Genomic DNA, 26,705 nt, shown 5'->3' with positions numbered 1-26,705 from the left:
CAATTATTATTTGAGAAAAATTTTGCGAATCTCTGCGCTTTTCTTTGCGAGTCTTTGTGAAACAAAATTCAAAAGGCTTCACATAATGCGAAGCCTTTACTATTTTTTAAAACTTATTTTGAAACTTCATCTTCAATTTCCTCCAAGACAGATTCAAATTCATATTCTGTAATATCTTCTTTATTTATCCAATTCTCTGAAGTAACCAAGTTATAATTTACATCATCTTTTGTTGTCAATTCCCAGATAATACTTTCTGCTTCAGGAAAGGGAATATTTTGAGACATTTGATTTTCAAACAATCTTTTGATTAGATTTCTGTCAGATAAACCGTTATTCAATAACTTCAATATATTTTCCGCTGTCAGTTTTTGTACTTCACCAGTAATTGGTGTCATAGAAAAATGAACCACAGATGCTTTTGCATTTGGAAATTTCCCATTGTAAGCTTTAAAAAGTAATTGATTGACATGAAATAATCTGCCTTGCATGTGAATTTCGGGATATTCCTCACATACTTTATCTATCAACATATTGTTCGATATCTGTTCGATTTGTCCTTCACTTAATTCGTCTCCCAATTTATATTCTAATACAATCTGCGCAGCTTCGTTTGCTTCGTAATCCGAAATAGCCATCTCTAATAATTCCGGTAAACTGCTTTTTTCGGCTGTAGCTCCATCCGGATAATTGAATTTTTGCAATAAAACAACAAAATCTTCATCTGACCAATATCCTTCAACTTCATTAACCGTGTCAATATTCTTTATTACAATTTGATAATTCATAGTGTTATATTTAATTATGATTAGTGCTTTTGTTATTCTAACCGTATTTTTTCAATTTACGCTTTTAATATCGCCTGCAGCAATAAATAACATATCTATAACACAATTTAAGAGGATTTTATGCCGAGAATCAATGTTATATAGTCGATTAGATTTTTATAAATTGTTATCTTTGGAATTCAAAAATTACGACTTCAATTAATAAAAAATAGTATATCATAATGAGTGTTTTACTTTCAAAATTCAATACCAAACATAACACCGCACCTTTTTCACAAATTAAAATCGAAGATTATGTTCCTGCTTTTCAGGAAGGAATTTCTTTGGCTAAAGCTGAAATTGATGCCATTGTAAATAATCCGGAAGCTCCAACTTTTGAAAATACCATAGTAGCAATGGATTTTTCTGGCGATATTTTAGATCGTTTGTCTAGCATTTTCTTCAATTTAAATTCGGCTGAAACGAGTGACGAAATGCAGAAAATCGCTCAGGAAGTTTCGCCTTTACTTTCTGAATTCGGAAATGACATTACTTTGAACGCTGCTTTATTTGCTAAAATAAAAGCCGTTTATGATCAAAAGGAAAGTTTAAATCTGAATCCGGAACAAACAACTCTTTTAGATAAAAAATACAAAAGCTTCTCCAGAAACGGAGCCAATTTACCGGAAGACAAAAAAGATCAATTACGAGAAATTGACAAAGAATTATCGAGATTGAGTTTGCGGTTTGGCGAAAATGTTTTGGCTGAAACCAATGCTTTCGAATTGCATTTGACTGATGAAAAAGATCTATCCGGTTTACCGGAAGGAACTATTGAAGCTGCCAGATTATTAGCCAAAAACCAGGAAAAAGAAGGATGGATTTTCACATTAGATCATCCAAGTTATATTCCGTTTTTGACATATGCGGATAATCGTGAATTGCGCAAAAAAATGGCGATTGCTTTTGGCGCAAAAGCATTTCAGAATAACGAATTTGACAATCAGGAAAATGTCTTGAAAATTGCTAAACTGCGTTTTGAAAGAGCTAATTTATTAGGCTATAAAACACATGCGAATTTTGTTTTAGAAGAAAGGATGGCCGAAAGTCCGGAGAAAGTTTTCTCTTTCTTAAATGATTTATTAGCAAAAGCAAAACCAGCTGCTCAAAAAGAATTTGCAGAATTAACTGCTTTCGCTAAAGAACTGGACGGAATCGAGCAATTAGAAAAATGGGATGGTGCTTATTATTCTGAAAAATTAAAACAACAGCTTTTTAATTTGGATGATGAAAAACTGAAACCTTATTTTCAATTAGAAAAAGTTTTAGAAGGTGCTTTTACAGTTGCCAACAAATTATTCGGTTTGACTTTTACGGAAGTTTTTGACATTGATAAATACCACGAAGAAGTGATCACTTATGAAGTGAAAGATGCTGAAAACAATTTAGTTTCGATTTTCTACGCTGATTTCTTCCCAAGAAAAGGAAAAAGAAACGGTGCCTGGATGACTTCATTCAAATCGCAATCTATAAAAGACGGCGTAAACGAAAGACCGCATATTTCGAACGTTTGTAATTTCACAAAACCAACAGAAACAAAACCTTCATTATTGACTTTTAATGAAGTAACGACTTTATTTCACGAATTTGGTCACGGTTTACACGGAATGTTGGCGAATACAACGTATCCTAGTTTATCCGGAACTTCTGTTTTTTGGGATTTTGTTGAATTACCAAGTCAGATTATGGAGAATTGGTGTTACGAACCAGAAGCTTTGGCTTTGTTCGCAAACCATTATGAAACCGGAGAAATCATTCCGATTGAATATGTACAAAAAATTAAAGAAAGTGCCAGTTTTCAGGAAGGATTGGCAACTTTACGTCAATTGAGTTTTGGACTTTTAGACATGGCTTGGCACGGACAAGATCCAACCAATATTACCGATTTGAAAGCTTTTGAAACAGAACAATTCGCCAACACACAATTGTATCCGGATGTGAAAGAAAACGCTATGAGTACCGCTTTCTCTCATATTTTTCAAGGCGGATATTCTTCTGGATATTATAGCTATAAATGGGCAGAAGTTCTGGATGCTGATGCTTTTGAATATTTTCAGGAAAATGGAATTTTCAATAAAGAAATCGCGACCAAATTCAAAGATAATGTTCTTTCAAAAGGAGGAACAGAACATCCGATGATTTTGTACAAACGTTTTAGAGGTCAGGAACCAAAACCGGAAGCTTTGTTGAAACGTGCAGGACTATTGTAAATTTTAAATTTTAGATATCAGATTTTAGATTATATCCGGAGTAGAAATACTTCGGATTTTTTATTCAATCTTGATTCAAATATTACAAATCATTTTAATTATCTTCGTTAATTTTTTAAACCTAATCTTACAAAATACAATTTGAAAAAATATTTAAAAATACTCGCTTATCTTTTTATTCTAGGATTGATTGCTGTTGTCTCTGTGAATTTATATGTAAAGTCTACTACCAAGACACATATTCATCATTCATTAAAAAGATTTCCTAAAAATGATGTCGGGATTATTTTCGGTGCGGGAATTAAAGGAGATCAGCCGAGTAAATATTTAAAAGACAGACTCGATGCCGGAATTTTATTATACAAGTCCAAACGTATCAATAAAATTTTACTTTCCGGAGATAACGGCCGTGAAGAATATGATGAATTAATGGTAATGAAAAATTACTGTTATACTCATGGCGTTGATACGACCAAAATATTTATCGATTATGCTGGTTTCGACACGTATTCTACAATGTATCGCGCTAAGCATATTTTTAAAATAAAAAAAGCCACTTTAATTTCTCAGGAATATCATTTGAATCGAGCCATTTATATCGGACAAAAACTCGGAATTAAATCGGTTGGATATTCAGCCAATAAAGGAGAATATTTAGGATATAATTATGTTTGTTTTAGAGAATATGGTTCTATTTTTAAATCTTTTTTTGATGTTTTGAGAAATCGGGAACCACATTTTTTAGGAAATACAATCGATATTAATGGAGTTTCAAATTATTCGAAAGAGGATAAACGATAAATCTTTGACATTTAATGATTTCTGAACAAGTCAATTAATGTCATTATCACTACATAACAAATCTCTTAGATCAGTACCACGTGGATAGTTTTTTCCCCAGTCTTGTCCGTAGGAACTCCAGCCATTATTAATATCGTAGGAAACAGTTCTTTTATTATCAGCATTTGTACTTAAATCAACCAGTATCCCTTGATTTTCGGATTTAAAAATAACAGTGTTAGTTTGCATTTCGCTACTGGTAAACATTAAAAACGCCTTATTTAATGGTTCAACATTAATAATATTATTTCCATTTGTTTCAAAAACACAATTACCAGAATATTGATCTTCCACACTATCATAGATACAAATCCCGGTGGAATACTCCCGATTCGCATCATTTTGAATTAAAACAGTTGGAGAAGGATTATTTGCATCTACTGAAACCTTTCCAAAATTCTCAATTAACATTCGATGTTTTAGCTCAATCTCATAATTTGATCCTGCACTATTTTTAACTTTTGCACTGTAACCGGCACTTATTATTGGTTTTAAAGATGCTATTTGTGGAAAACGTATAATTCCATTTTCAACAATTTCACTTGTAGACAGATAGGCAGAAAGTCTAAAGTCCCATTCTATCCAGACAGATTGCAAAAAATCATCAGTCACACTCCAAACTAAAGGTGCAAATAAAGATTTATTAACAGATTTACAGGCAAGAAAACAACATAAAGTATAGTTTCCTTTATTTAATTTTTCTACCGTTTCTTGTGATAAATTTATTATTAATGAACTCTTCATCGCCCGCTATTTAAATTAATTTATAAATAAAAGAATTACCCTTCATCTTATTTGACGAAGAGTAATTCAATCCCCCAATACAATAAATTATACGGCGTATTTCTCGCTAATTGCTTTTTCTTGACTTGATGTATTTTCAATTAACAAAGATTTTAAGTCGGCAAGAGCATTAAAGTTTTTCAACCATGTTCCACCACCTGCACTCCAGCCATTGTTTACTGAATAATTTGTGTCTCTTGAACTTACACCAGTAAGATTAATCAAGGCACCAGCTGACATTGCTTTAGTTATTACTGTTGCAGTTAATACTTGTTCTGTAGAAAAAATTAGTGCAATTTTTGTGATAGGTGTGATAACTCTTGAAGAACCAGCTCCTAAAATAGGAAATGCACATAAAATATTTGACGACCCGTTTACCATCTGGTTAATTCCTACTGTAAATTGTTGGTTGTCATTGTTAAGAAAAGCTACGGCGCCATCGATACCATCTGAACTGGAATCTAAATTACCTGATCCTTGTTCTATAGTAACTAATTGTCCTAAATCTGTATCGATAGTGTTGCTTGCTACAATTACTGTTTTAGGCTTAATTGTAGTAGTCGAATTGTAAGCTTGAAATTCTTCTTCCCAGGTAACTACTGTTTTCCCTAATAATTTTTCAGCCGGCAGATTAAACCAAACTGTAGGAGAACCGTCCCCGGATGCCGCTACGGACTTAAATCCGTATAAAGAATATCCTTGACTTTTTAAAGTTTTTACGTCTTCCGGGCTAATGTTAATTGTTGTGCTAAAAGTTGCCATAATATATGTTTTTGATGTGTTAGTCCCTACTCATAAGGCTTTTCAGGTTACGCCTTCACATTATTTCCTGAATGCAAACAGTATTAAAAGATCATAAAAATGGTAGTCATTTTTATTTCAGCCTGAGTTATCTATCGTACAATTCTAAATCAATCAAAATGTGCGTATCGTTTTTCTTTAAGATAAAAATCTCATTACATTGTTGAATTGAATTATAGTTTAAACTACTCTTAGTTGTATCATGTCCCCGATCTGCAGTATTAGTCCATGATTGAAATTCTATTTGTACAAATAATGAATATTGTAAGTTTAAATGCTATGCTACTTCAAACTAGCCCAATATCCACTTACCTGATTGGCACATGCCGACCAGTATAATTTTAATTTTTCACCTTTGCCCAGTTTACTTAACGCTTCTTTGATTTTCTGATTAGACGCAAGTAATTCAGATAATAAGGTATCATTATCAACGGTTACAACATTCTTTTTATCGCCTATAGTATCTTTTCCCCATTTTGAAAGGCTTCCAAGATTATATAATGTAAAATTAGGCGCAAGAGAACCTCCCTTATATATTCCCACTGCGGGTTCTATGTTTCCGTTAGGACTATTATCGTGATGCAACACCAGATTGTCAATTTTCTCCTGATGAATCAACGCTGCTGCTACATCAGTTGTTAAAGAATACCCGACAGGTGGCAAAAGATAAAGATCAACATTGTCTGGGAGTTTTGTATTTGTCGCTCCACCCGGATAACTACCGTGACCCAGCAGAACTATGTCTTTATTTGTAACTTGTACGCTCATGATTAATTTTTTTAATAGTTAAATGATTAATTTTAAAAAACGCATGCCCGGGCAATTCTAAATTGTACAATTTTGAAAAGTAAAATTCACGCTAGCTTCTTTTTCTTTTCTTGACCAAAACTACATCTGATAATCAATCGCATATAAAAAAATGTCATAAGAAGAAGATTTCTTGACATAAGAAATAAAAAAATAGACATAAGATTATCATCATTGAAAAATCAATCATATAAATAAACTTTCATTTATTTTTGAAAGTTTAAAAACTTTTGCTTACATTTGATCTATGGAATTCAAAGAAGCAAAAAATAAGTTTGTACAAACCTGGGGAGCATTAGGTTCTCAATGGGGAATTAATAAAACGATGGCACAAATCCATGCTTTATTAATGGTCTCGAACGAAGCTGTTTCTATGGAAGACATTATGGATGAATTGCAGATTTCTCGCGGAAACGCCAGCATGAACCTAAGAGCTTTAATGGATTGGGGAATTGTTTATAAAGAATATAAAGCCGGAGAAAGAAGAGAATTTTTTACTGCAGAAAAAGATTTAGACGAATTAGCCGTAAAAATTTCGAGAGAAAGAAGCAAAAGAGAAATTAAACCTGCTCTTAAAATCTTAAAAGAAGTTTCGACAATCGAAGCGAAAGATTCCGCAGAAGAAAAACACTTTGTAGATCAGACCTCTAAATTATACGATTTCGTTTTAAAAGCAGATAATATGTTAGATAAAATGACCGAATTCAATGAAAACTGGTTAGGCCGTTTGGTTCTAAAAATCATGAAATAAAAAAATTTAATCAAAACTTTCATTTTTTTCTGAAAGTTTAAAAATTTAAAAACTAAAAAAACTAAAAAAACTAAAAACCATGAACACAACTATACCAAACTGGCTAATAATCCTAAGCGGAATTGGCCAAATATTTACAGCCCTTATCTATCCATACATTCGTCACAATGTTTTTGATTGGTACAATGATGTAAAACAACTGAAACCACTAAATCAGGAAATTGCTAAAACTTATGGAAGATATATTCAGGGATTAAACTTTTGTTTTGGCTTAATTGCGATTTTATTTACAACTGAATTAAAAGATCAATCAGCTTTGGCAGTTGCATTAACCGGCTTAATTGCTTTGTATTGGGTAGGAAAAGTCGCTACTCAGATCGCGTATTATCCAATGTATCAGATTCCCCAAAAACTGCTTTTTAAAGTAGGAAGCTACTTTATGAATATGCTTTTTGTGTTATTCGCAACGGTAAATACAGCGTTGTTCCTTTATAATTTAATTGGTCATTATAAATTGCTTTAATCATGAATCTCAACATCATTGGATATTTCGCCTATCTCAGCATTACCATTTTCATCATTCTGAAAGTAGGGAAAATATGCTACAAAAACGGAAATATTTATGTCGCTGAACTGATTCCGAATCATGCTGACATCTGCCAAAAAATAAATCAGGTTTTGCTTTTGGCTTATTATCTTCTCAATATTGGTTATTGTGCCATGACATTGATTTCCTGGCAAAAAATTTCAACTCTACCCAATCTTATTGAAACAATCGGGATAAAAACAGCCATCATCATTTTTATCATTTCAATATTACATTATCTCAATATCATCATTCTAACTAGGTACATTCATAAATTAATCAAATAACATCTAATATTAAATATCATGGAAACTACAAAAATCTTAATCGGCTACGGCATCTATTTACCAATCGCTTTATTCCTTACTTATTATGTTTCTAAAACGCTTTTCAAAAACGGAAAAATCTTTATGCTTGACATTTTTAAAGGAAGAGAAGACATTGCCGAAGCAACCAACAAACTTTTTGAAACCGGATTTTATCTCTTAAATATTGGTTTTGCTTTAATGATTTTAGAATTACAATTATATCAAGACAGTTATCAGGAATTGATTGAAAGACTAAGCTACAAAATTGGTGGATTTTCTATCTATCTTGGCATCATGTTATTCTTCAATTTATATTTCTTCTTTAGAGGAAAAAGAAAAGCTAAAGAAGCTCAGCAAGAAGAAAGATTGGTTTTTAAAGCTTAAATATACTAACAAAACCCGACAGGTTTTTAAAACCTGTCGGGTTTAATACTTGAAAAACAAATGAAAAAACTCATAATCGCAGCCGGAACAGGATTTTTAGGACAAGTTTTAATCAATCATTTCAAAGATAAATTTGAAGAAATTGTAATTCTCACAAGAGGAAAATCTCAAACAATTGACGGAATAAAATATATAAACTGGAACGCGCGAACTTTTTCAGGTTGGGAAAAGGAATTGGAAAATGCCACGGTTCTAATTAATCTCGCCGGAAAATCTGTTGATTGTCGTTATACAAAAGAGAATAAAAAGGAAATTCTTTTATCTCGAATTGAAAGCACCAAAATTCTCAACAAAGCTGTTTTAAACTGTCAAAATCCGCCGAAACACTGGCTGAATTCATCAACTTCAACCATTTATCGTTTTTCTTTAGATAAACAAATGGATGAAATTGATGGTGAAATTGGAAATGATTTTTCTATAAATGTGGCACTTTCCTGGGAAAAAGCATTCTTTAAAACCGAAACTCCAAATACTTTAAAAACAGCTTTACGAACTTCAATTGTTTTAGGAAAAAATGGTGGCGCTTTTATTCCGTTAAAGACTTTGGCAAAAATTGGTTTTGGAGGAAAACAAGGAAAAGGAAATCAATTTATAAGTTGGATTCACGAAGAAGATTTTGCGAATGCAGTTGATTTTATTCTTCAAAAAGAAATTACTGGCGTTATTAATATTGTTTCTCCGGAACCAATTCGAAATGTTGATTTTATGCAGAAACTTCGAAAAGCAGTTGGCTTCTCTTTCGGAATTCCGATGAATAAATTCTTTCTGGAAATTGGATCTTTTTTTATTCGCACGGAAACCGAATTGGTTTTAAAAAGCAGGAATGTGATTCCGAAACGGCTTTTGGAAAATGGGTTTCAATTTAAGTTTGGAGATATTGATACCGCTTTTAAGAATTTAATCTAATGTCATTTGTCATTTCGACGAAGGAGAAATCACACTAGAAACTCCGCAATCAAAATCGCCAATCTTTTTCGAATTCCGAGTGTGATTTCTCCTTCGTCGAAATGACAAGATTGCGCAAAAAAAATATAAATTAATGACAACAATAAACCTCACAACAAAAATAAAAGCACCAAAACAAATCGTTTTTGACGCCTCAAGAAACATCGATATTCACCAACAATCTGCAAGTCCTTCAAAAGAAAAAGCAATTGCCGGTGTCACATCTGGTTTGATCAATTTAAATGAAACTGTAACCTGGCGCGGGAAACATTTTGGTTTTTATTTGACTCACAAAAGCAAAATCATAACAATGAATCTACATGATTATTTTGTGGATGAAATGGAAGAAGGAAAATTCAAGACCTTTAAACACGAACATATTTTTGAGGAAGAAAATGGCGTAACGATTATGAAAGACAAATTGCAATATGAAACGCCATTTGGAATTTTTGGAGAATTATTTGATATTTTATTTCTGGAAAAACATTTGACTCAATTTCTTCTAGAGAGAAACAAAATCTTAAAAAAAGTTTGTGAAAAACCTGCATTATAGATTTTAGGCTTCCTTAATTATCATCATCCAAATCAATAATTTCATCTTCGATATTATTACTCCCTTTCCTGAAGCCAACTTCATAAATTAAAAAGATAGTAAAAGTGTTCACCAGAAGATGTGCCATATAAGTATAAAAATTCATAGGCACAAAAAGACTGTAAATCAGAGTAGCTAAAATAGAAGTAAGTACCATCATAAAATTTTGATAGTATCGAATAAGTGATTTATTTAAAAAGTAAAACACAAGTAGCAATAATCCGAATAAACGATTAAGCAAACCAACAAAAAGCACAGAAAATCCGCATACAAAAACCGACATCCCAAGATAAGAACCGATAAGGAATGGCCAAATAAAAGCCAGAAAAAACATCCATCCGAAGAAAAACAAAATAAATTGTAGTTGCGTAAACTTCATTCCAAAAAAGGAAACATCTTTTTGCATATGAGCATTTTTATTTTCAAATATAGGATTATTATGAATTGAAATTTTAACACAATTCAAGAATAATGAAAATCAACAGGAAAAAAGAATTACAACAATCCAAAAAAATTCTTACTTTTAGAATAGTTTATTCTGCAAATTAAAAAATCAATTCTATGACATTCAAAACTAAAATTTTATCAGTAGCATTTTTCGCCATTTCTTATATCGGATTTTCACAAACCAATTGTGCAACATTAAAAGGCTGTGACAGAAAATTATGCGAGTTAAACATTAAATTAGTTGCGGCTAAAAAAGCGGGAAATCAAAATCAGATAAAAGGAGTTGAAGATGCGATTGCACAGACCAAGAAAAACTGTACCACAAAAAAAGTCAATAAAGATCTTGACAAAAAAGTAAACGAAAAACAGCAAAAAGTAAACGAAAGAACTGCTGATTTAAATGAAGCCATTAAAGACAAAGAAAGCAAAGAAAAAATCGATAAAAAGAGAAAAAAATTAAATGAAGCAAAAGCTGAATTGAATAAAGCTTTGGCTGAACAAAAAACGAAGTAGATATTTGAAGAATTATTTCACACAGATTGAGCAGATTTAAAAAACAAATTGAATTGCCTACAGCTTTAGCTGGAGGATAAATTATAATGGAATGTTTCTTGGCTTTAGCCGAACTTTGTTATTTGGCTAAAGCCCTGATCGAAGATTTTTTTTACCTCTAGCTAAAGCTGCAGGCAATTCAAGAATTAAACTGATTTATTTACCTTCTTTTGAAAACAAATTTTCTCGTTGACGGTTTGCGTGAGGGATTGAGGCGGTATCCTTTTATGAAGCGGAGCGGAATAAAAGATATAGCCGAAAGCCCGGTTCGCCGCGGCGAAACACGCCCAAATTGTTTATAAATGTCTTTTTATAAAAACACAATCATCAGCCACCAAAAAATCGGAACACTTTCGACCCAAAAAGAAGTGTAATATTTAGAGCGATTTGGGTTGGCAAAAAGAATAAACAACATGAGCATGAGAACCATTATCAGATTGATAATGAGATCATGAAAACTAAAGCTCAATATACCCACTATCCAAAACGGAACTAAAAGAGAAAATCCTAAAATTTTAGTTTTTTTCACGCCAATAGTCTGCGGAACGGTTTGCAAATGCGGATCATCATTCGCCAGATCCAGAATTTCAAAAACCAAAATCAAGACAAAAACCAAAACAAATCGCTGAATACATTTGATGAAAAAATTACCCGTAAACGGAATTTCAGCATTCATATAAGGTAAAACTAACGTTGCCCCTACCCAACAAATCGCGACAATATAAATTTTTACACCTGCCCAGTTTCGGGCATTTTTTCTGTTTGGGAAAAATGGTAATGTGTAAAGTGCCGTTATGGCAAAAATTACAACGGAAACAATTTGAGTAATTCGCTTTAAATGGAAAAAATAATAGCCGACTAAAATCACAGAAATAAAACTTAAAACAGCAATAATTTTTAATTGAATGCCAACCGGTTTTCTTTTCACGCGAACCAAAGCGTCATATTTAACAAAATTATATCCCACAATTGTTCCGAAAAAAACGAACAACGCCATCGCTTCATCATACTGAATATGAAACACATGAAATGTAACCCTGACCAAAGCATAACACGATAAAGCCACATGAATGCTGCTATTTAGGTAAAAATCTAATATCTGTTTCAAAAATTTCATCTCTCAAATCTAATCAATTAGTAACAAATCAACTCTTTGGTTATAAATTTCATAAAAATTGAAGTTAAAAATACCCATTAAATTATTAATAATACTTAATTTTGCGCCACAAAAAAACAACACATTTACTATAAAATGTAATAAACCTTTGTAATTCGTGATTTATTTGAGAATTTATTTGGCTAATTACATTGACTAAAAAAACTAGATAGCTACAAATGAGAACAGATGCTTTTGCTTTAAGACACATTGGCCCAAGAGAAACAGATCTTCAACACATGTTACAAACAATTGGTGTTGAATCTATTGAACAACTTGTTTATGAAACCCTTCCGGACGATATTCGTTTAAAAGCGCCTTTGAATTTGGATCCTGCAATGACAGAGTACGAATTCGCAAATCATATTCAGGAATTAGGAAAGAAAAATAAAGTATTCAAATCATATATTGGTTTAGGTTATCATCCAACTATCGTTCCTGCGCCAATTCAAAGAAATATCTTCGAAAATCCAGGATGGTATACAGCTTATACACCTTATCAGGCAGAAATTGCTCAAGGTCGTCTTGAAGCGATTTTAAATTTCCAAACAACTGTTATTGAATTATCAGGAATGGAAATTGCAAACGCGTCTTTATTAGATGAAGGTACAGCTGCTGCTGAAGCAATGGCGTTATTATTTGACGTTCGTACACGTGATCAAAAGAAAAACAACATAAATAAATTCTTCGTTTCTGAAGAAATTTTACCACAAACTTTATCAATATTACAAACACGTTCAACTCCGGTTGGAATTGAATTAGTTGTTGGAAACCACGAAACATTTGATTTTTCAAATGAGTTTTTTGGAGCTATTTTACAATACCCAGGAAAATATGGTCAGGTAAACGATTATAGTGCTTTTGTTGCTAAAGCAAAAGAAAACGAAATTAAAGTTGCCTTTGCTGCTGATATTTTATCACTTGCTGCTTTAACTTCTCCAGGAGAAATGGGAGCTGCAGTAGTGGTTGGAACTTCACAACGTTTTGGTGTACCAATGGGTTACGGTGGTCCTCACGCTGCATTTTTTGCAACTAAAGACGAATACAAACGTTCTATGCCAGGTCGTATCATTGGAGTTTCTATTGATGTTAATGGAAACCGCGCTTTACGTATGGCTTTAGGAACTCGTGAACAGCACATCAAACGTGAAAAAGCGACTTCAAATATTTGTACTGCTCAGGTTTTATTAGCAGTTATGGCTGGAATGTATGCAGTTTACCACGGACCAGAAGGATTAAAATACATTGCAAACAAAGTTCACGCATCGGCAGTTACTGCTGCTGAAGCTTTAAATAAATTAGGAGTTTTCCAAACCAACACAGCTTACTTTGATACTATTTCGGTAAAAGCCGATGCTCAAAAAGTGAAAGCTGTTGCAGAGAAAAACGAAGTAAACTTCTTCTATGTTGATGCTGATACGATTTCTATTTCGTTCAACGAAACAACTTCAATTGCCGACATCAACCAAATTATTGCGATTTTTGCTGAAGCTTTAGGAAAAGAAACTTTCTCTGTTTCTGAATTGACTGAAGCTAGTCAATTACCTGCTTCTTTAGAAAGAACATCACCTTTCTTAACGCATGATGTTTTCAACAATCATCATTCAGAAAGTCAGATCATGCGTTATATCAAAAAATTAGAGCGTAAAGATTTATCATTGAATCATTCAATGATTTCATTAGGTTCTTGCACGATGAAACTAAACGCAGCTTCAGAAATGTTGCCTTTATCAATGCCAAACTGGAACAGCATTCACCCATTTGCACCAGTTGAACAAGCGGAAGGTTATATCACGATGCTTAAAAAATTAGAAGAGCAATTAAATGTAATTACTGGATTTGCTGGAACAACTTTACAGCCAAACTCTGGAGCTCAGGGAGAATATGCTGGTTTAATGGCTATTCGCGCTTATCATTTATCAAGAGGCGATAGTCACCGTAATGTATGTTTGATTCCTTCATCAGCTCACGGAACAAATCCTGCTTCTGCAGCGATGGCCGGAATGAAAATTATCGTTACGAAAACGACTCCGGAAGGAAATATTGACGTAGAAGATTTAAGAGAAAAAGCGATTGAACACAAAGATGATTTATCTTGTTTAATGGTAACTTATCCTTCAACTCACGGAGTTTTCGAATCTTCAATTATCGAAATCACAAAATTAATCCACGATAACGGCGGATTAGTATATATGGACGGTGCAAACATGAACGCGCAAGTTGGATTAACAAATCCTGCTACAATTGGTGCTGACGTTTGTCACTTAAACTTACACAAAACATTCGCTATTCCTCACGGTGGTGGTGGACCTGGAGTTGGACCAATCTGTGTGAACGAGAAATTAGTTCCGTTCTTGCCAACAAACCCAATCTTAAAAGTAGGCGGCGAACAAGCGATTACTGCTATTTCATCTGCACCTTACGGATCAGCTTTAGTTTGTTTAATCTCTTACGGTTACATCACAATGATGGGTGCTGAAGGATTAAAAAGTGCTACTGAACATGCAATTTTGAATGCCAACTATATGAAAGCGCGTTTCGAAGGACACTATCCAATTCTTTATACTGGAGAATGCGGAAGAGCGGCTCACGAAATGATATTAGATTGTCGTTCATTTAAAGAAAACGGAATTGAAGTTGGTGATATCGCAAAACGTTTAATGGATTATGGTTTCCATGCGCCAACGGTTTCTTTTCCAGTTGCTGGAACTTTAATGATCGAACCAACTGAATCTGAAGATTTAGCAGAATTAGATCGTTTTTGTGATGCTCTTATTTCAATCAGAAAAGAAATTGAAGTTGCAACAGCCGATGATAAAAACAACGTATTGAAAAATGCACCGCACACATTGGCAATGTTAACTACAGATTCTTGGGATTTCCCTTATACCAGAGAAAAAGCAGCTTATCCATTAGAGTACATTGCTGAAAATAAATTCTGGCCATCAGTTCGTCGTGTAGATGATGCTTATGGTGACAGAAATTTAGTTTGCAGCTGTGCTCCAATCGAAGCTTACATGGAAAACTAAGAAATAAGTTTTCTTATACATATTCAAAACCCGACAGGTCTTAAAACTTGTCGGGTTTTGTGTTTTAAATCTCAATTTTCAAATTACAAAATCTAAAATAATTGGGGCGTGCCAGTATTTAAAAAAAGGCCTAAGCAACTTTGCGCTTATGAGGCCCTTTCTTAAATACTGTCGGGCTATCCATGCTACTTCGGTAGCTTACTCCTATCCCTCACGCGAAAAACATTCTAACAAGCATAATACGTTTTAAAAAACTTTTCATGTTTGTACTTCGACAATTACTGTCATTTCGACGAAGGAGAAATCACACATGAAATTCGACAATGATTGACGATTTTATTTTGTAGAGCTACTAGTGTGATTTCTCCTTCGTCGAAATGACAAGATTGTGAAATTGACGTGGTGCAAAAATTTAAAACTTAAAACCTGAAATAAAAACAATTTAACTCACTCTACAATTTCAAACGTTTGAAATCTCGGTAAAACATAAATTTCATTAAAAAATAAACAATATATCCACCAAATAATTATTATTTGATAATTATATGCATGCATAGTATTTTTTATGATAGTTATCATAATTTTTTATATAATTTAGCAATAAATTTATTGGATAATTAAGGAATAATGAAAATAAAAATAATTGGTATCGGAAGTTACATTCCGAATAAAGAAGTAAGCAATACTGACTTTGACAAGCATGTTTTTTTAAATGAAGACGGAACTCCTTTTGGCTATCCAAATGAAGTTGTAATAAAAAAATTCAAAGGTATCACCGGAATCGAAAATCGCCGTTATGCCGAAACTCATCATAACGCCTCAGATTTGGCATTTTTTGCTGCTGAAAAAGCAATTGAAAACGCTGGAATCGACCGTGAAACTTTAGATTATATTATTTTCGCCCACAACTTTGGAGATGTAAAATCCGGGACACACCAAACCGATATTTTACCAAGTTTAGCAACTCGTGTAAAAAACAAATTGGCTATTAAAAATCCCAAATGTGTTGCTTACGATATTCTTTTCGGATGCCCGGGCTGGATCGAAGGTGTTTTGCAGGCTAATGCTTTCATCAAATCCGGAATGGCAAATCGTGTTCTGGTAATTGGAGCTGAAACTTTATCAAGAGTTGTTGATGATCACGATCGTGATTCGATGATTTATTCTGATGGTGCAGGAGCTTCTATTTTAGAAGGCACAGAAAGCGAATCGGGATTATTATCTTACGAAAGTGCTACATTCGCTAATGATGAAGCTAACTTTTTATACTTCGGAAAATCATACAATCCAGATTTAGATCCGGACATCAAATACATTAAAATGTACGGTCGTAAAATTTACGAATTTGCATTAAGCCAGGTTCCATGCGCAATGAAGAGCTGTTTAGATAAAAGCGGTATTGCGATTGACGACGTGAAGAAAATCTTAATTCACCAGGCAAACGAAAAAATGGACGAGGCCATTATCGAACGTTTTTACAAATTATATGATAAAACGGCACCTGCAGCTATTATGCCAATGAGTATTCATGATCTTGGAAACAGCAGTGTCGCAACAGTACCAACTTTATATGATTTGATCCTAAAAGGAAAAATTGAAGGTCACGAAATCAATAAAGGCGATGTTATCATTTTTGCTTCAGTTGGAGCCGGAATGAATGTTAATGCTTTTGTATACAGACATTAAATAATACTTCAATTAAATTAAGTTTTATTTAATTGGAGTCAAATATTCACGCAAAGACGCGAAGTCGCAAAGTAAATAAAATTCAAACTTTGCGACTTCGCGTCTTTGCGTGAGATTTAATTTGTAATTCTTATAAATACCTTATATCACATTCAAATTAAAAAAACATAAAAAAGAAGATAACTTCGTATATTTGCGCCTTTGCTGATAAAAAATAAAAAATGTACGAAAAAACATTTCCGAATAAAAGATTCAAACTTACTTTAGAATTTTTACAAAAGCACGTTAGCACATCAGAAACCATTTTTGATTTTGGTGTACCAAATCCGTTTTCTAAAATAATGGAAGAAAATGGTTATACCGTAAAAAACACAAAAGGTGAAGATTTAGACAACGATCAAACTGCCTTACAAACAGAAGAATATACCGTTTTTACAGCATTTGAAATTTTCGAACATTTGCTAAATCCATATACAATTTTAGAAAACGTAAAATGCGATAAATTGTTAATTTCAATTCCGTTGCGTTTATGGTTTTCGCCAGCATACCGTTCTAAAACAGATATGTGGGACAGACATTATCACGAATTTGAAGATTGGCAGCTAGACTGGCTTTTAGAAAAAACAGGCTGGAAAATAACAGATCGTCTTCAATTTACACATCCGGTAAAAAAGTTCGGATTCAGACCTTTATTAAGATATTTTACTCCGAGATATTATATTGTCTACGCAGAAAAAATTTAAATTTCAGATTGTAGATTTTAGATTAACGATTTTGGATTTCTGATTTTAGATAAAGTAAAAAATCTAAAATCTACAATCTGAAATCTAAACTATTTTAAATGAAATATTATATCGTCATTCCCGCGCATAACGAACAAGATTTAATTGGTCTTACTTTACAGTCTTTGGTTTCGCAAACCGTTTTGCCTGCAAAAATTGTGGTTGTAAACGACAATTCTACAGATAAAACAGAAGAAGTTGTTTTGGGTTTTGCTAAAGACAATCCGTATATTTCTGTTGTAAACAAAACTTCAGATGCCATTCATATGCCAGGAAGCAAAGTAATTCAGGCTTTTCAGAAAGGATTTGAAACATTGGATGCTGATTACGATATTATGGTAAAAATTGATGGCGATTTAATTTTTCCTCCTAACTATTTCGAAACCATAATCAAACATTTTGAATCTGATCCAAAAATTGGAATGGCAGGCGGATTTTGTTATATTGAAAAAAATGGTGAATGGATTTTAGAAAACCTGACCGATAAAGATCATATTCGTGGCGCACTGAAAGCGTATCGAAAAGCAACCTTTCAGCAAATTGGAGGATTAAAACCTGCCATGGGATGGGATACTGTAGACGAATTACTTTGTAAATATTATGATTGGAAAGTAGTTACTGACCAATCATTACATGTAAAACACCTTAAACCAACAGGTGCAAATTATAATAAAACAGCACGTTACAAACAAGGCGAGGCTTTTTACACTTTAGGATATGGTTTCTGGATTACGGCAATTGCTTCTGCAAAACTGGCTATGATGAAGAAAAAACCTTTTCTGTTTCTTGACTACATCAAAGGATTCTGGAAAGCTAAAAAAGCTAAGACTACTTTATTAGTAACAACTGAACAAGCTAAATTTATTAGAAATTATCGTTTCAAAAAAATGAAAGAAAAGTTAATTTGATTCGGAAAACAGCCGAAAATACAAAACTCATAACCCAAAACTCATAACTTCTTTTTACCTTAGCCAATATTTCAAAAACTATGATGCTAATTCGTTATTTATCTCAAATAGGAAGATATTTTTTAATGTTGAAAGAAATTTTCAATAAACAGACTAAATGGTCTGTTATGAAAAAATTGATTTTCAAAGAAATCGATGATTTAATAATTGACTCTCTTGGCATCGTTTGCTTTATCTCCTTTTTTATCGGAGGAGTTGTCGCTATTCAAACCGCACTAAATTTAACTAATCCTTTAATTCCAAAATATTTAATTGGTTTTGCTACACGTCAATCTGTAATTCTGGAGTTTGCTCCTACTTTTATTTCGGTAATTATGGCCGGTAAAATGGGATCTTATATCACTTCAAGTATCGGAACAATGCGCGTTACCGAACAAATTGATGCTTTAGAAGTTATGGGAGTTAATTCATTAAACTATCTTGTTTTTCCAAAAATAGTAGCCTTATTAATGTATCCTTTTGTAATTGGAATTAGTATGTTTCTGGGAATTTTTGGCGGATGGCTTGCTTGTGCATATGGAGGTTTTTCGACTAGTCAGGATTTTATTCAGGGTGCTCAAATGGAATTTATTCCTTTTCATATTACATATGCTTTCATTAAAACTTTAATTTTCGCAATGTTATTAGCTACAATTCCATCTTTTCACGGATATTACATGAAAGGTGGAGCACTTGAAGTTGGTAAAGCTAGTACAGTATCATTTGTATGGACATCTGTTTGTATTATTCTTTTTAATTATATATTAACTCAATTATTATTAGGATAATGATAGAAGTAAAAAACATAGAAAAATCATTTGGTGACAGTAGAGTTTTAAAAGGCGTTTCGACCGTTTTTGAAACTGGAAAAACCAACTTGATTATTGGACAAAGTGGATCCGGAAAAACAGTTTTATTAAAAACTTTGTTAGGAATTCACACACCGGATTCCGGTACAATTGAGTTTGACGGACGCGTTTATTCTGATTTAAATCCGGATGAAAAAAGAGAATTAAGAACGGAGATTGGAATGGTTTTTCAAGGAAGTGCATTATTTGATTCAATGACTGTTGAAGAAAATGTCGCTTTCCCGTTAAGAATGTTTACAAAAGACAATAAAGCCAAAATTAAAGAACGTGTTGACTTTGTTTTAGAAAGAGTAAACTTAGTTGATGCACATAAAAAATTGCCTTCAGAAATCTCTGGAGGAATGCAAAAACGTGTGGCGATTGCACGTGCGATTGTAAATAATCCTAAGTATTTGTTTTGTGATGAACCGAACTCTGGTTTAGACCCAAATACTTCTACTTTGATTGATAATCTGATTAAGGAAATTACTGAAGAATATAATATTACAACAGTAATCAATACCCACGATATGAACTCCGTTATGGAAATTGGAGAAAACATCGTTTTCCTTAAAAAAGGTTTAAAAGCCTGGCAGGGAACTAAAGAAGAAATTTTTAGAACGGACAATAAAGACATTGTCAAATTTGTTTATTCTTCTAATCTGTTTAAAAAAGTAAGAGAAGCTTATTTGAAAGGTTAAAATCGTTTTAAATTTCAATAAAAAAAAATCCAAAATCCAATCTTAAATCAAATTGGAATTTGGATTTTTTTATTGGAATTATTGCTTTTATTGCTTTACATCTTTAAAATCAGCTTCTTGAATTATTATAGTATGATACGTTGCGATCTCAACATTACTAGCCGGAAGTTCATATTTAGCAGTCTGAAAAATTCCATTCTTACGTCTCCCCACAGTAATTGTTTCTTTACTATATTGCTGTATATAAAAAGTCCTATCAAAAGTTCCATTAGCTGTCAAATTATATAAATCAGAATAGTTTGTGAATTCGCTGACAGGTGCCAAAGGAAACGTTTCGACATTATCTATCTTAAAAGTGATATGACATGGATATAGTGAAATCAGATTAATCGAATTAAATTCAAATTGTTTGCCAAGATATTTCATGTCATTTGAACTCTCAGTAATATCAATAATAAGAGGATGCCATGAAACTTGTGGTTCATTTACTTTTGCCTCTTCTCCAATGTATAATGTATAAAAATTACCTTTGCCACTTGTTTTAAAAGTAAAATCATAATTGCCGTTCGTATTCGTATAAGTCGAATCAACCCAGTCTATAAATTCACGATCTTCGTGAGAGACCAAATAACTACCACTATATGTTACCTTATATTCGGCTATTTTAATTTTTAAATTAGAAATCGGTTTATCACGATAATCTGTGAGTTTGCCAAAAACACGGGTTTCAATTCCGGATGAAATTAATACTGCATCTTTTTTACAGCCCATTAGCGCAAACATCAATACAAACAGTAATAGTTTATTTCTCATAAAAATAGTTTTTCTAAAAATACAATAATTTTATAAACATAAGACAATCCGCACATTAAGATTACGTAAATCCAAATTTTAATAAAAAATCCCAAAGTCCAATTTTTCAAGCTTGGAATTTGGGATTTCTTTTTTGGAATTTCTTATTGAATATTGATTAATTCTACCTCAGCATTTGGATTAAAAAGATAGGTTTTACCAGAACTGATTTCGATACATTCAAAACGTTTGGTTCGCACTGCTAGTTTCTTAAATATTTTACCATTTTTGATTCGGAAAACACTTCCGTATGGAATCTCAAAAACGTAATTTTTATCATTCTGCGCATCATATTGTTTTAAAGCCAAAGATAAAGTAGTATCGGTATCACTACTTGCAGAAGGATTCTTAAAATGCCTCGCTAACAACGGAAGTAACTGCCCTGGGAAAATCTCAGGCCGAATAAACGGAACCATCAAACGTTGAAATGTAAATTTCCATTCGTCTCCATGCGGTTTTATGTTTCGTCCAAACTTTTCAAAAGCAACCAAATGCGCAATCTCATGAATTAACGTGATCAAAAACCGATATTTATTTAAACTTGCATTTACTGTTATTTCATGCTTACCAGTATGCCCGCGTCTGTAATCGCCATGACGCGTCTGGCGCTCATTCACGATTTTCAGATGAACCTGATTGGCAACAATCAATTCAAAAACAGGCTTTACGGCATGCTCGGGTATGTATCTTGCAAGTGTTTCGTTCAAAATAATTATTAATTAAGGATTAGTAGACGAAACTTCCAACACCTTTCCATTAAAGTATTTATTTCCGTTAAGAGTAAAATCATAAATATAAGTTGCCATTCCTTCTGCTGAAATTGGTGCCTGATATCCCGGAAAAGCTTCGTTTAACATTTCTGTCTGAACAGAGCCTAAAGCCAGAACATTGAATGAGATTCCTTTTTCTTTATATTCTTCTGCTAATAATTCGGTTAACGTAATAACAGCACCTTTGCTTGAACTATAAGCAGCTAAACCTGCAAATTTCAAACTTCCTCTCACACCACCAATTGAACTAATCGTTACTACATGGCTTCCTTTTTGAAGATAAGGCAAACAGATTCGGGTAAGATTGGCAACAGCAAAAACATTCACTTTATAAATACTTTCAAAATCAGCTTGTGTTGTTTCTGCGAAAGGCTTCAATAATAAGGCACCTGCATTATGCACAACTGCATCTATTCTTTTCCATGATGAAGAAAGAAAATGATCAACTTCATTTAAAGCACTTTCATCAGACAAATCAACTGAAAGACAAGTAATATTTTGATGCGCTAAAAGCGTCTGGGGTATTTTTCTGGAAATCGCCAAAACCTGATGTCCGGCATTCGCAAACTGCAATGCCAATTCGTATCCAATTCCTCTGCTTGTTCCGGTAACGATAATATTTTTCATATGGAGATACTATTTCTTTTTTAATGGAATATAGAATCGCCATTCTTTGTCCAGTTTTTTAATTTGGAATCATGGCGATTTAATGAAGCAAAAATAAGCAAATCCAATAAAAAGGAAGATTATTATTTCATTGTAATTTCTTCTGTTGGCGTTGACGCAATTTTGGTCACAGCGGGCAATAATTCCTGTATAAAAGAAGTCATATGCGGAATATTCATTACTTTGAATTCATCTGAAACATGGTGATAAAAATCGAAGTTCTCAAAATCAAAAGTGCTTATCGACTGGCAAGGTTTTTTGAATGCCTCGTAAAACGAATAATTATCAGATCTGTAAAACAACTTATATTCAGCTTCTTTTGGCAAAAAACCAATTGTCTTTTTACCCGTATATTCATTTATTTTATCTGCCATATTCGATTTATCAAAACCCGTAATATAAGCCAAATAATCGCGTTTCATTGGCACACCAACCATTTCAATATTCAATTGGGTATATAAATTAAAATTATCTTTTTGAAGTTTTGGAACCAAACTTTTAGAACCTAAAAGCCCTTTTTCTTCTCCGGCAAAAAACACAAAAAGAATACTGCGTTTGTTCGATTTTGTCTCTGCAAAATATTTCGCCATTTCTGCAACAACCGTTACACCCGAAGCGTCATCATTTGCTCCGTTATTAATTACATCATCCTGCTTTTTTTTCTCCAGTCCAATATGATCGTAATGCGCACTTAACACAACAAATTCCTTTTTTAAAATCGGATCTGTTCCTTCTAAAACTCCGACGATATTGTATGCCGGCGATTTAAAATTGGTCAATGTATCACGATACGTTTTAAAATAAGGTTTTATATTATTCTTCTTAAAAAAATCTTCTAAAAAAACAGCTGCTTTTTCAATTCCTTTTGTTCCGGTTTCACGACCTTCTAATTCATCTGAAGAAAGATATTTTAAGAAATCTGAAACTTCAGTTTCCTGCACTTTATAAGAAATCTCTAAAGGTTTTGAATCTGATTGAGATGATTTTTCGGGTGTTGCAGAAGGATTTGATTTACAACTTAATAAAACCAACGGAAAAAGTAGAAAGTAAAGTTTTTTCATAACTGAAGTATTTAGACTTCAGAAAACTACATTTCTAAAGCCGCAGCAGGTTTAAAATATTTTTTATACACTTTAAATACCTGAATACTTCCTAAAACAATAAAAAATAGCGGAATAAAAACAGGCATCACGTACTTTGAAAACTGATTTGTTTTTTGAAAAATAGCCTGTAATACTAAAATCAGACTCAACATTCCTAAAAAAATCCCAATCAAAGTTCCTGCAATATAATAATATTTTAACTTTCTTTCGATGGTAATATACTTTCCGTTAAGCAAATATAAATTCCAACTTGTCCAAAAAGGCAATTGTAAAAAATTAAATCCATTTAAAACGACGCCGATTATAAAAGGAGAATACAATAAATAATCTCGTAAATTAGAATTTGATTTTGCCGTATGATTAAAATTTGAATAAAAAACAAAAGCCAAAACAAACATAAATCCAACCGAAAACAAATCTATTATCTTCATTAATTTATTGTTTTTTACAAGTTGTTTTGCAAAAAGTAAAGTGAAATAAATAACAAACGTCTCTACAAAAATGATTCCGAATAAAAAGAAAATCAGATTATGAAGACCGGATTTTGAGTAAATTTCTAAACCGGCCAGATTCAAATATCCCAGTGGAATTGATCCCAAAAAACTCACCACAAATCCGACTGATATGTTTTTTAACCTTTTCATTTTAAAAATTCATTATCTTATTATTTTGTGCCAAATGCAATCTGTATTCCCGCATTCCCACTTTATAATCTAAATAGGGCACTCCCATTTTATGATTTTCAACGCTTATTTCATACATATAAGTAATATGTCTCGCCAGTTCCTTCCAGGCAAACCAAACTGAATGTTTGGGATCGTAAATATGTGTGGGCTCGCTCGCCGCACCATTGAGTTCGACGATTTGAAAATTCTCTCCACGTTCTAATTCTTCAAAAGTGTTGTACATAATATCAAAACGTCCAAAATAGAATTCCGGAATTTGAATGGCGATTTCATTCATCATTGCGGTTAATTTAGTCGTAATCATATCACTTCCGTCAAGAAATTTTGCACCACGAGAATGATTCCCAAACGGAACCAAATTTATCGTTTCTCCTTTATGTAAAATGTGATACAACTGATCTCCATATTCTTCTTTTAAAACATCAAACTGTAATTCAAATCTGGGAGTTTGTTTGATTAAAGTTTCAATTGTCGATTTACCGTCACCTTTAACAATTAAAAATTCTTTCGAAACTATTCCGGTAATTTTTCCCTTTTTTTGAAGTGGATGGCGTACGTAAAAAATACCAACTTCATTTTGAAACGGAATCAAATCCTGTATAAGAAAATCGAAATTTGCTTTTTCAGCATATTCTTTTAGTTCTAAAACTGTTTTGATTTTTTTCACGCCTGATCCTCTCAAACCAATATCCGGTTTTGCGATTAAAGGAAAATAGATTTCTTTTTCTACAACCAAATCCACGATTTTCTTTAAATCAGTATTTTCCCGAATTAAAATAGTTTTTGGATAATATTTTTTGGGAAGCAAATCATAAATCTGCTTCTTACTTTCCATCATAAATCCGCCATTTTTTATTTTTGGATTTGATGCGTTAAAGAAGAAAATGGATCTTGCTTTGATGGCATAATAAGCCCAAAGAAAATAAATAGGAAAATACAAAACCTGAAATGGCCAATATTCCCAATTGCTGATTTTATGGATAAATAATTTCATTGGTACAATTTTTAAATACTAATAAAAGAGGACAAAAATTCTTGTGTTTTAATCAAGTCATAATACCGTAAAACACATTTATTTTTATCAATTACTGCTTGCGTTATACTTAATGTTTTCAATACATTTTCCCTATTGATCACTAAACCATTTTCTGAATCGCCGCGTTCAGTATTCCGATGAAAATCGAGCATTTCTGAAGCTGAAATTTCTTTTTTATATTTCATAAAATCAAAAAACCAATTTGATCTTTTCTGTCTGATTTCCTTCGGATATAAGGTAACAGATGACCAAATATGATTTTCATTTGCATCTAATAGCGTTTTCTCTTTAGCAAAACCATCCCAGATTAGTTCATATAATTCATCCTGCTGATACAAAACCAAAGTAAATGATTCGATATCTTCGAGATTAATCTGATTCCAAAAATCCTTTGGCGATTCACTTGAAATAATATCCAAAGCAATTAATCCTCTGCTTTTTCTGTAAAAAAGTTCTGGTACGTGTTTAATTTTTCCACCATTCAAAAGCACTAAAACAGTTCTGTTTTCATCAATTACAAACCAGGTTCCTCCTGCTTTTGCATCTTTTGGATACATAATGTTTTTACCATTTTGGCAATAATTTTTAGGCGCAACAGCACTCGGACGAATCACTTTTTCATCGCGATTTGAGGTAATAATTATACCTTCATGACTATTTACAAAACTTACTGTACACATTGTTTTCTATATTCAATAGTGGAACGCGCTACGCCAAAATTTTCATCAACCAAAATATTCTCGAATTGTAGCACAGCCACTTTTATCAGAGCCTGATGATGAATACAATGTTCCAGATTATAAAGCAATTCTCTATAATAATTACTTTGAATTCTAATATTGAGTCCGTCAATGACTTGTTCGAGATAAATTATTTTGTTCTCGCTATTCAAACCCATTTTTATGGCAACAATACATTGTTTGGCAAATTCGGTTTCGGTTTGAATCTGGTTGTTTCGTTCGCGATTGTCGTAATTTAAAATTCCTAAATCATAACTATTTTCAAGACATTGAAACATCTCCAAAATATGGCGGGTGTGTTCCCCAATTGTGGCATTACTTAATGCCTGACAGGATTTTGAATAATCCTGGTCAGACAATTGATCTAATAGATAAATTAGTTCATCTAAACTGTGGCGTATTGATTTTAACAACATAACTATTTTAAATTTAGAATATTAAACAATTTATTTTTATCGAAATAAAGCAGTACTAAACAACTTAATAAAGTAATGACGGCCAGGCCAAAAAGCAATCCTCCATCATTTTTAACTTCGATTCCTAAGACAAATAAATGTGATGCAATAGCACCAGTCATTATCCCGACGGCGCCAATAGCGCCGATCCAGGTTGTTCTCGGAATTAAAATTAAAATCGCGACAATCAATTCCGCTATTCCGGAACCAATTCTGCCGTAAGGCTCTATTCCTAAAGTTGAAAATATATAGATACTTTCTTCTGCCCCGCTGAATTTAAAAAACAGCGTTTGCAGTAAAATTCCAGAAGCCACTATTCTGAAAATCCATTTTATAATTTCCTTTTTCATGACTC

General features: G+C 32.7%; 30 protein-coding genes. 15 read left to right on the top strand and 15 right to left on the bottom strand.

Annotated features, from left to right (window positions below):
• Positions 1-113 precede the first annotated feature (113 nt).
• Positions 114-788: a hypothetical protein gene (locus AC1RRN_RS12645; protein WP_492967650.1), complete on the bottom strand. Its 675-nt coding sequence runs from the start codon at positions 786-788 to the stop codon at positions 114-116.
• A 221-nt stretch (positions 789-1,009) separates the two neighbouring features.
• Here AC1RRN_RS12645 and AC1RRN_RS12640 point away from each other — a divergent pair, with 221 nt between their 5' ends.
• Positions 1,010-3,037 (top strand): M3 family metallopeptidase, encoded by a 2,028-nt coding sequence (locus tag AC1RRN_RS12640; RefSeq protein WP_492967649.1) that lies wholly within the window; start codon positions 1,010-1,012, stop codon positions 3,035-3,037.
• Positions 3,038-3,178: 141 nt separating this feature from the next.
• On the top strand, positions 3,179-3,838 hold the full coding sequence (locus tag AC1RRN_RS12635) for a SanA/YdcF family protein (RefSeq protein ID WP_492967648.1): 660 nt from the start codon (positions 3,179-3,181) through the stop codon (positions 3,836-3,838).
• 30 nt (positions 3,839-3,868) lie between these two features.
• Here the strand turns inward: AC1RRN_RS12635 and AC1RRN_RS12630 are convergent, their stop codons facing one another.
• The 3 genes from AC1RRN_RS12630 to AC1RRN_RS12620 all read right to left on the bottom strand — a co-directional run bounded on the left by AC1RRN_RS12630 (position 3,869) and on the right by AC1RRN_RS12620 (position 6,229).
• Positions 3,869-4,621, bottom strand: a complete 753-nt coding sequence (locus AC1RRN_RS12630; RefSeq protein ID WP_492967647.1) for a hypothetical protein — start codon at positions 4,619-4,621, stop codon at positions 3,869-3,871.
• A gap of 87 nt (positions 4,622-4,708) precedes the next feature.
• A complete protein-coding gene (locus tag AC1RRN_RS12625) occupies positions 4,709-5,422 on the bottom strand; it encodes a hypothetical protein (RefSeq protein ID WP_492967646.1) in 714 nt (237 codons plus the stop codon).
• Between the two features lie 321 nt (positions 5,423-5,743).
• On the bottom strand, positions 5,744-6,229 hold the full coding sequence (locus AC1RRN_RS12620; protein ID WP_492967645.1) for a putative adhesin: 486 nt from the start codon (positions 6,227-6,229) through the stop codon (positions 5,744-5,746).
• Between the two features lie 286 nt (positions 6,230-6,515).
• On the opposite strand from AC1RRN_RS12620, the gene AC1RRN_RS12615 reads away from it, so the two are divergent.
• From AC1RRN_RS12615 to AC1RRN_RS12590, 6 genes are all read left to right on the top strand, one after another.
• The gene (locus AC1RRN_RS12615) at positions 6,516-7,019 is read left to right on the top strand and encodes a GbsR/MarR family transcriptional regulator (protein ID WP_056189131.1); all 504 of its coding nucleotides are present in this window, start codon (positions 6,516-6,518) and stop codon (positions 7,017-7,019) included.
• Positions 7,020-7,098: 79 nt separating this feature from the next.
• The gene (locus AC1RRN_RS12610) at positions 7,099-7,542 is read left to right on the top strand and encodes a hypothetical protein (protein WP_492967644.1); all 444 of its coding nucleotides are present in this window, start codon (positions 7,099-7,101) and stop codon (positions 7,540-7,542) included.
• A 2-nt stretch (positions 7,543-7,544) separates the two neighbouring features.
• Positions 7,545-7,892 carry a hypothetical protein gene (locus AC1RRN_RS12605; protein WP_492967643.1) on the top strand — a complete coding sequence of 116 codons (348 nt, stop codon included), beginning with the start codon at positions 7,545-7,547 and terminating at the stop codon, positions 7,890-7,892.
• An 18-nt stretch (positions 7,893-7,910) separates the two neighbouring features.
• Positions 7,911-8,297 (top strand): hypothetical protein, encoded by a 387-nt coding sequence (locus tag AC1RRN_RS12600; RefSeq protein ID WP_492967642.1) that lies wholly within the window; start codon positions 7,911-7,913, stop codon positions 8,295-8,297.
• A gap of 60 nt (positions 8,298-8,357) precedes the next feature.
• The gene (locus AC1RRN_RS12595; RefSeq protein WP_492967641.1) at positions 8,358-9,263 is read left to right on the top strand and encodes a TIGR01777 family oxidoreductase; all 906 of its coding nucleotides are present in this window, start codon (positions 8,358-8,360) and stop codon (positions 9,261-9,263) included.
• A gap of 133 nt (positions 9,264-9,396) precedes the next feature.
• Positions 9,397-9,855 (top strand): SRPBCC family protein, encoded by a 459-nt coding sequence (locus AC1RRN_RS12590; protein ID WP_492967640.1) that lies wholly within the window; start codon positions 9,397-9,399, stop codon positions 9,853-9,855.
• A 13-nt stretch (positions 9,856-9,868) separates the two neighbouring features.
• Here AC1RRN_RS12590 and AC1RRN_RS12585 read toward each other — a convergent pair whose 3' ends face one another.
• Complete coding sequence (locus tag AC1RRN_RS12585; protein ID WP_492967639.1) at positions 9,869-10,300, bottom strand: hypothetical protein; 432 nt, start codon at positions 10,298-10,300, stop codon at positions 9,869-9,871.
• 155 nt (positions 10,301-10,455) lie between these two features.
• Between AC1RRN_RS12585 and AC1RRN_RS12580 the strand changes: the two genes are divergently transcribed.
• Positions 10,456-10,854 carry a DUF1090 family protein gene (locus AC1RRN_RS12580; protein WP_492967638.1) on the top strand — a complete coding sequence of 133 codons (399 nt, stop codon included), beginning with the start codon at positions 10,456-10,458 and terminating at the stop codon, positions 10,852-10,854.
• Between the two features lie 349 nt (positions 10,855-11,203).
• On the opposite strand, the gene AC1RRN_RS12575 is transcribed toward AC1RRN_RS12580, so the two are convergent.
• Positions 11,204-12,010 (bottom strand): UbiA prenyltransferase family protein, encoded by an 807-nt coding sequence (locus AC1RRN_RS12575; protein ID WP_492967637.1) that lies wholly within the window; start codon positions 12,008-12,010, stop codon positions 11,204-11,206.
• Positions 12,011-12,228: 218 nt separating this feature from the next.
• On the opposite strand from AC1RRN_RS12575, the gene gcvP reads away from it, so the two are divergent.
• The 6 genes from gcvP to AC1RRN_RS12545 all read left to right on the top strand — a co-directional run bounded on the left by gcvP (position 12,229) and on the right by AC1RRN_RS12545 (position 20,042).
• Positions 12,229-15,078, top strand: coding sequence for an aminomethyl-transferring glycine dehydrogenase (gcvP, locus tag AC1RRN_RS12570; protein WP_492967636.1), 2,850 nt, complete (start codon positions 12,229-12,231; stop codon positions 15,076-15,078).
• Between the two features lie 627 nt (positions 15,079-15,705).
• Positions 15,706-16,764, top strand: coding sequence for a 3-oxoacyl-ACP synthase III family protein (locus AC1RRN_RS12565; RefSeq protein ID WP_492967635.1), 1,059 nt, complete (start codon positions 15,706-15,708; stop codon positions 16,762-16,764).
• A 221-nt stretch (positions 16,765-16,985) separates the two neighbouring features.
• Complete coding sequence (locus AC1RRN_RS12560; protein WP_492967634.1) at positions 16,986-17,507, top strand: methyltransferase; 522 nt, start codon at positions 16,986-16,988, stop codon at positions 17,505-17,507.
• A 98-nt stretch (positions 17,508-17,605) separates the two neighbouring features.
• Complete coding sequence (locus tag AC1RRN_RS12555) at positions 17,606-18,454, top strand: glycosyltransferase family 2 protein (protein WP_492967633.1); 849 nt, start codon at positions 17,606-17,608, stop codon at positions 18,452-18,454.
• 80 nt (positions 18,455-18,534) lie between these two features.
• Positions 18,535-19,281, top strand: a complete 747-nt coding sequence (locus AC1RRN_RS12550) for an MlaE family ABC transporter permease (RefSeq protein WP_072974880.1) — start codon at positions 18,535-18,537, stop codon at positions 19,279-19,281.
• The gene (locus tag AC1RRN_RS12545; protein WP_492967632.1) at positions 19,281-20,042 is read left to right on the top strand and encodes an ABC transporter ATP-binding protein; all 762 of its coding nucleotides are present in this window, start codon (positions 19,281-19,283) and stop codon (positions 20,040-20,042) included. The genes AC1RRN_RS12550 and AC1RRN_RS12545 overlap by 1 nt, the downstream gene beginning before the upstream one ends.
• Before the next feature lie 87 nt (positions 20,043-20,129).
• Here the strand turns inward: AC1RRN_RS12545 and AC1RRN_RS12540 are convergent, their stop codons facing one another.
• The 9 genes from AC1RRN_RS12540 to AC1RRN_RS12500 all read right to left on the bottom strand — a co-directional run bounded on the left by AC1RRN_RS12540 (position 20,130) and on the right by AC1RRN_RS12500 (position 26,700).
• Positions 20,130-20,855 (bottom strand): peptidase associated/transthyretin-like domain-containing protein, encoded by a 726-nt coding sequence (locus tag AC1RRN_RS12540; RefSeq protein WP_492967631.1) that lies wholly within the window; start codon positions 20,853-20,855, stop codon positions 20,130-20,132.
• A 143-nt stretch (positions 20,856-20,998) separates the two neighbouring features.
• Positions 20,999-21,601 (bottom strand): SprT-like domain-containing protein, encoded by a 603-nt coding sequence (locus AC1RRN_RS12535; protein WP_492967630.1) that lies wholly within the window; start codon positions 21,599-21,601, stop codon positions 20,999-21,001.
• 12 nt (positions 21,602-21,613) lie between these two features.
• Positions 21,614-22,291, bottom strand: a complete 678-nt coding sequence (locus tag AC1RRN_RS12530; RefSeq protein WP_492967629.1) for an SDR family NAD(P)-dependent oxidoreductase — start codon at positions 22,289-22,291, stop codon at positions 21,614-21,616.
• A gap of 122 nt (positions 22,292-22,413) precedes the next feature.
• Positions 22,414-23,391: a M20/M25/M40 family metallo-hydrolase gene (locus tag AC1RRN_RS12525; RefSeq protein ID WP_492967628.1), complete on the bottom strand. Its 978-nt coding sequence runs from the start codon at positions 23,389-23,391 to the stop codon at positions 22,414-22,416.
• 26 nt (positions 23,392-23,417) lie between these two features.
• Positions 23,418-24,077 carry a hypothetical protein gene (locus tag AC1RRN_RS12520; RefSeq protein ID WP_492967627.1) on the bottom strand — a complete coding sequence of 220 codons (660 nt, stop codon included), beginning with the start codon at positions 24,075-24,077 and terminating at the stop codon, positions 23,418-23,420.
• A gap of 1 nt (position 24,078) precedes the next feature.
• Positions 24,079-25,113, bottom strand: a complete 1,035-nt coding sequence (locus AC1RRN_RS12515) for a D-alanine--D-alanine ligase (protein WP_492967626.1) — start codon at positions 25,111-25,113, stop codon at positions 24,079-24,081.
• An 11-nt stretch (positions 25,114-25,124) separates the two neighbouring features.
• The gene (locus AC1RRN_RS12510; RefSeq protein ID WP_492967625.1) at positions 25,125-25,835 is read right to left on the bottom strand and encodes an NRDE family protein; all 711 of its coding nucleotides are present in this window, start codon (positions 25,833-25,835) and stop codon (positions 25,125-25,127) included.
• Positions 25,823-26,311, bottom strand: a complete 489-nt coding sequence (locus AC1RRN_RS12505) for a DinB family protein (protein WP_492967624.1) — start codon at positions 26,309-26,311, stop codon at positions 25,823-25,825. Before AC1RRN_RS12505 ends, AC1RRN_RS12510 begins: the two co-directional genes overlap by 13 nt.
• A 2-nt stretch (positions 26,312-26,313) precedes the next feature.
• Positions 26,314-26,700 (bottom strand): DoxX family protein, encoded by a 387-nt coding sequence (locus AC1RRN_RS12500; protein WP_492967623.1) that lies wholly within the window; start codon positions 26,698-26,700, stop codon positions 26,314-26,316.
• Positions 26,701-26,705: the final 5 nt, after the last annotated feature.

It is taken from the genome of Flavobacterium sp. GW821-FHT11G01, assembly GCF_058808175.1.
This window is presented reverse-complemented; position numbering and strand designations above follow the sequence as displayed.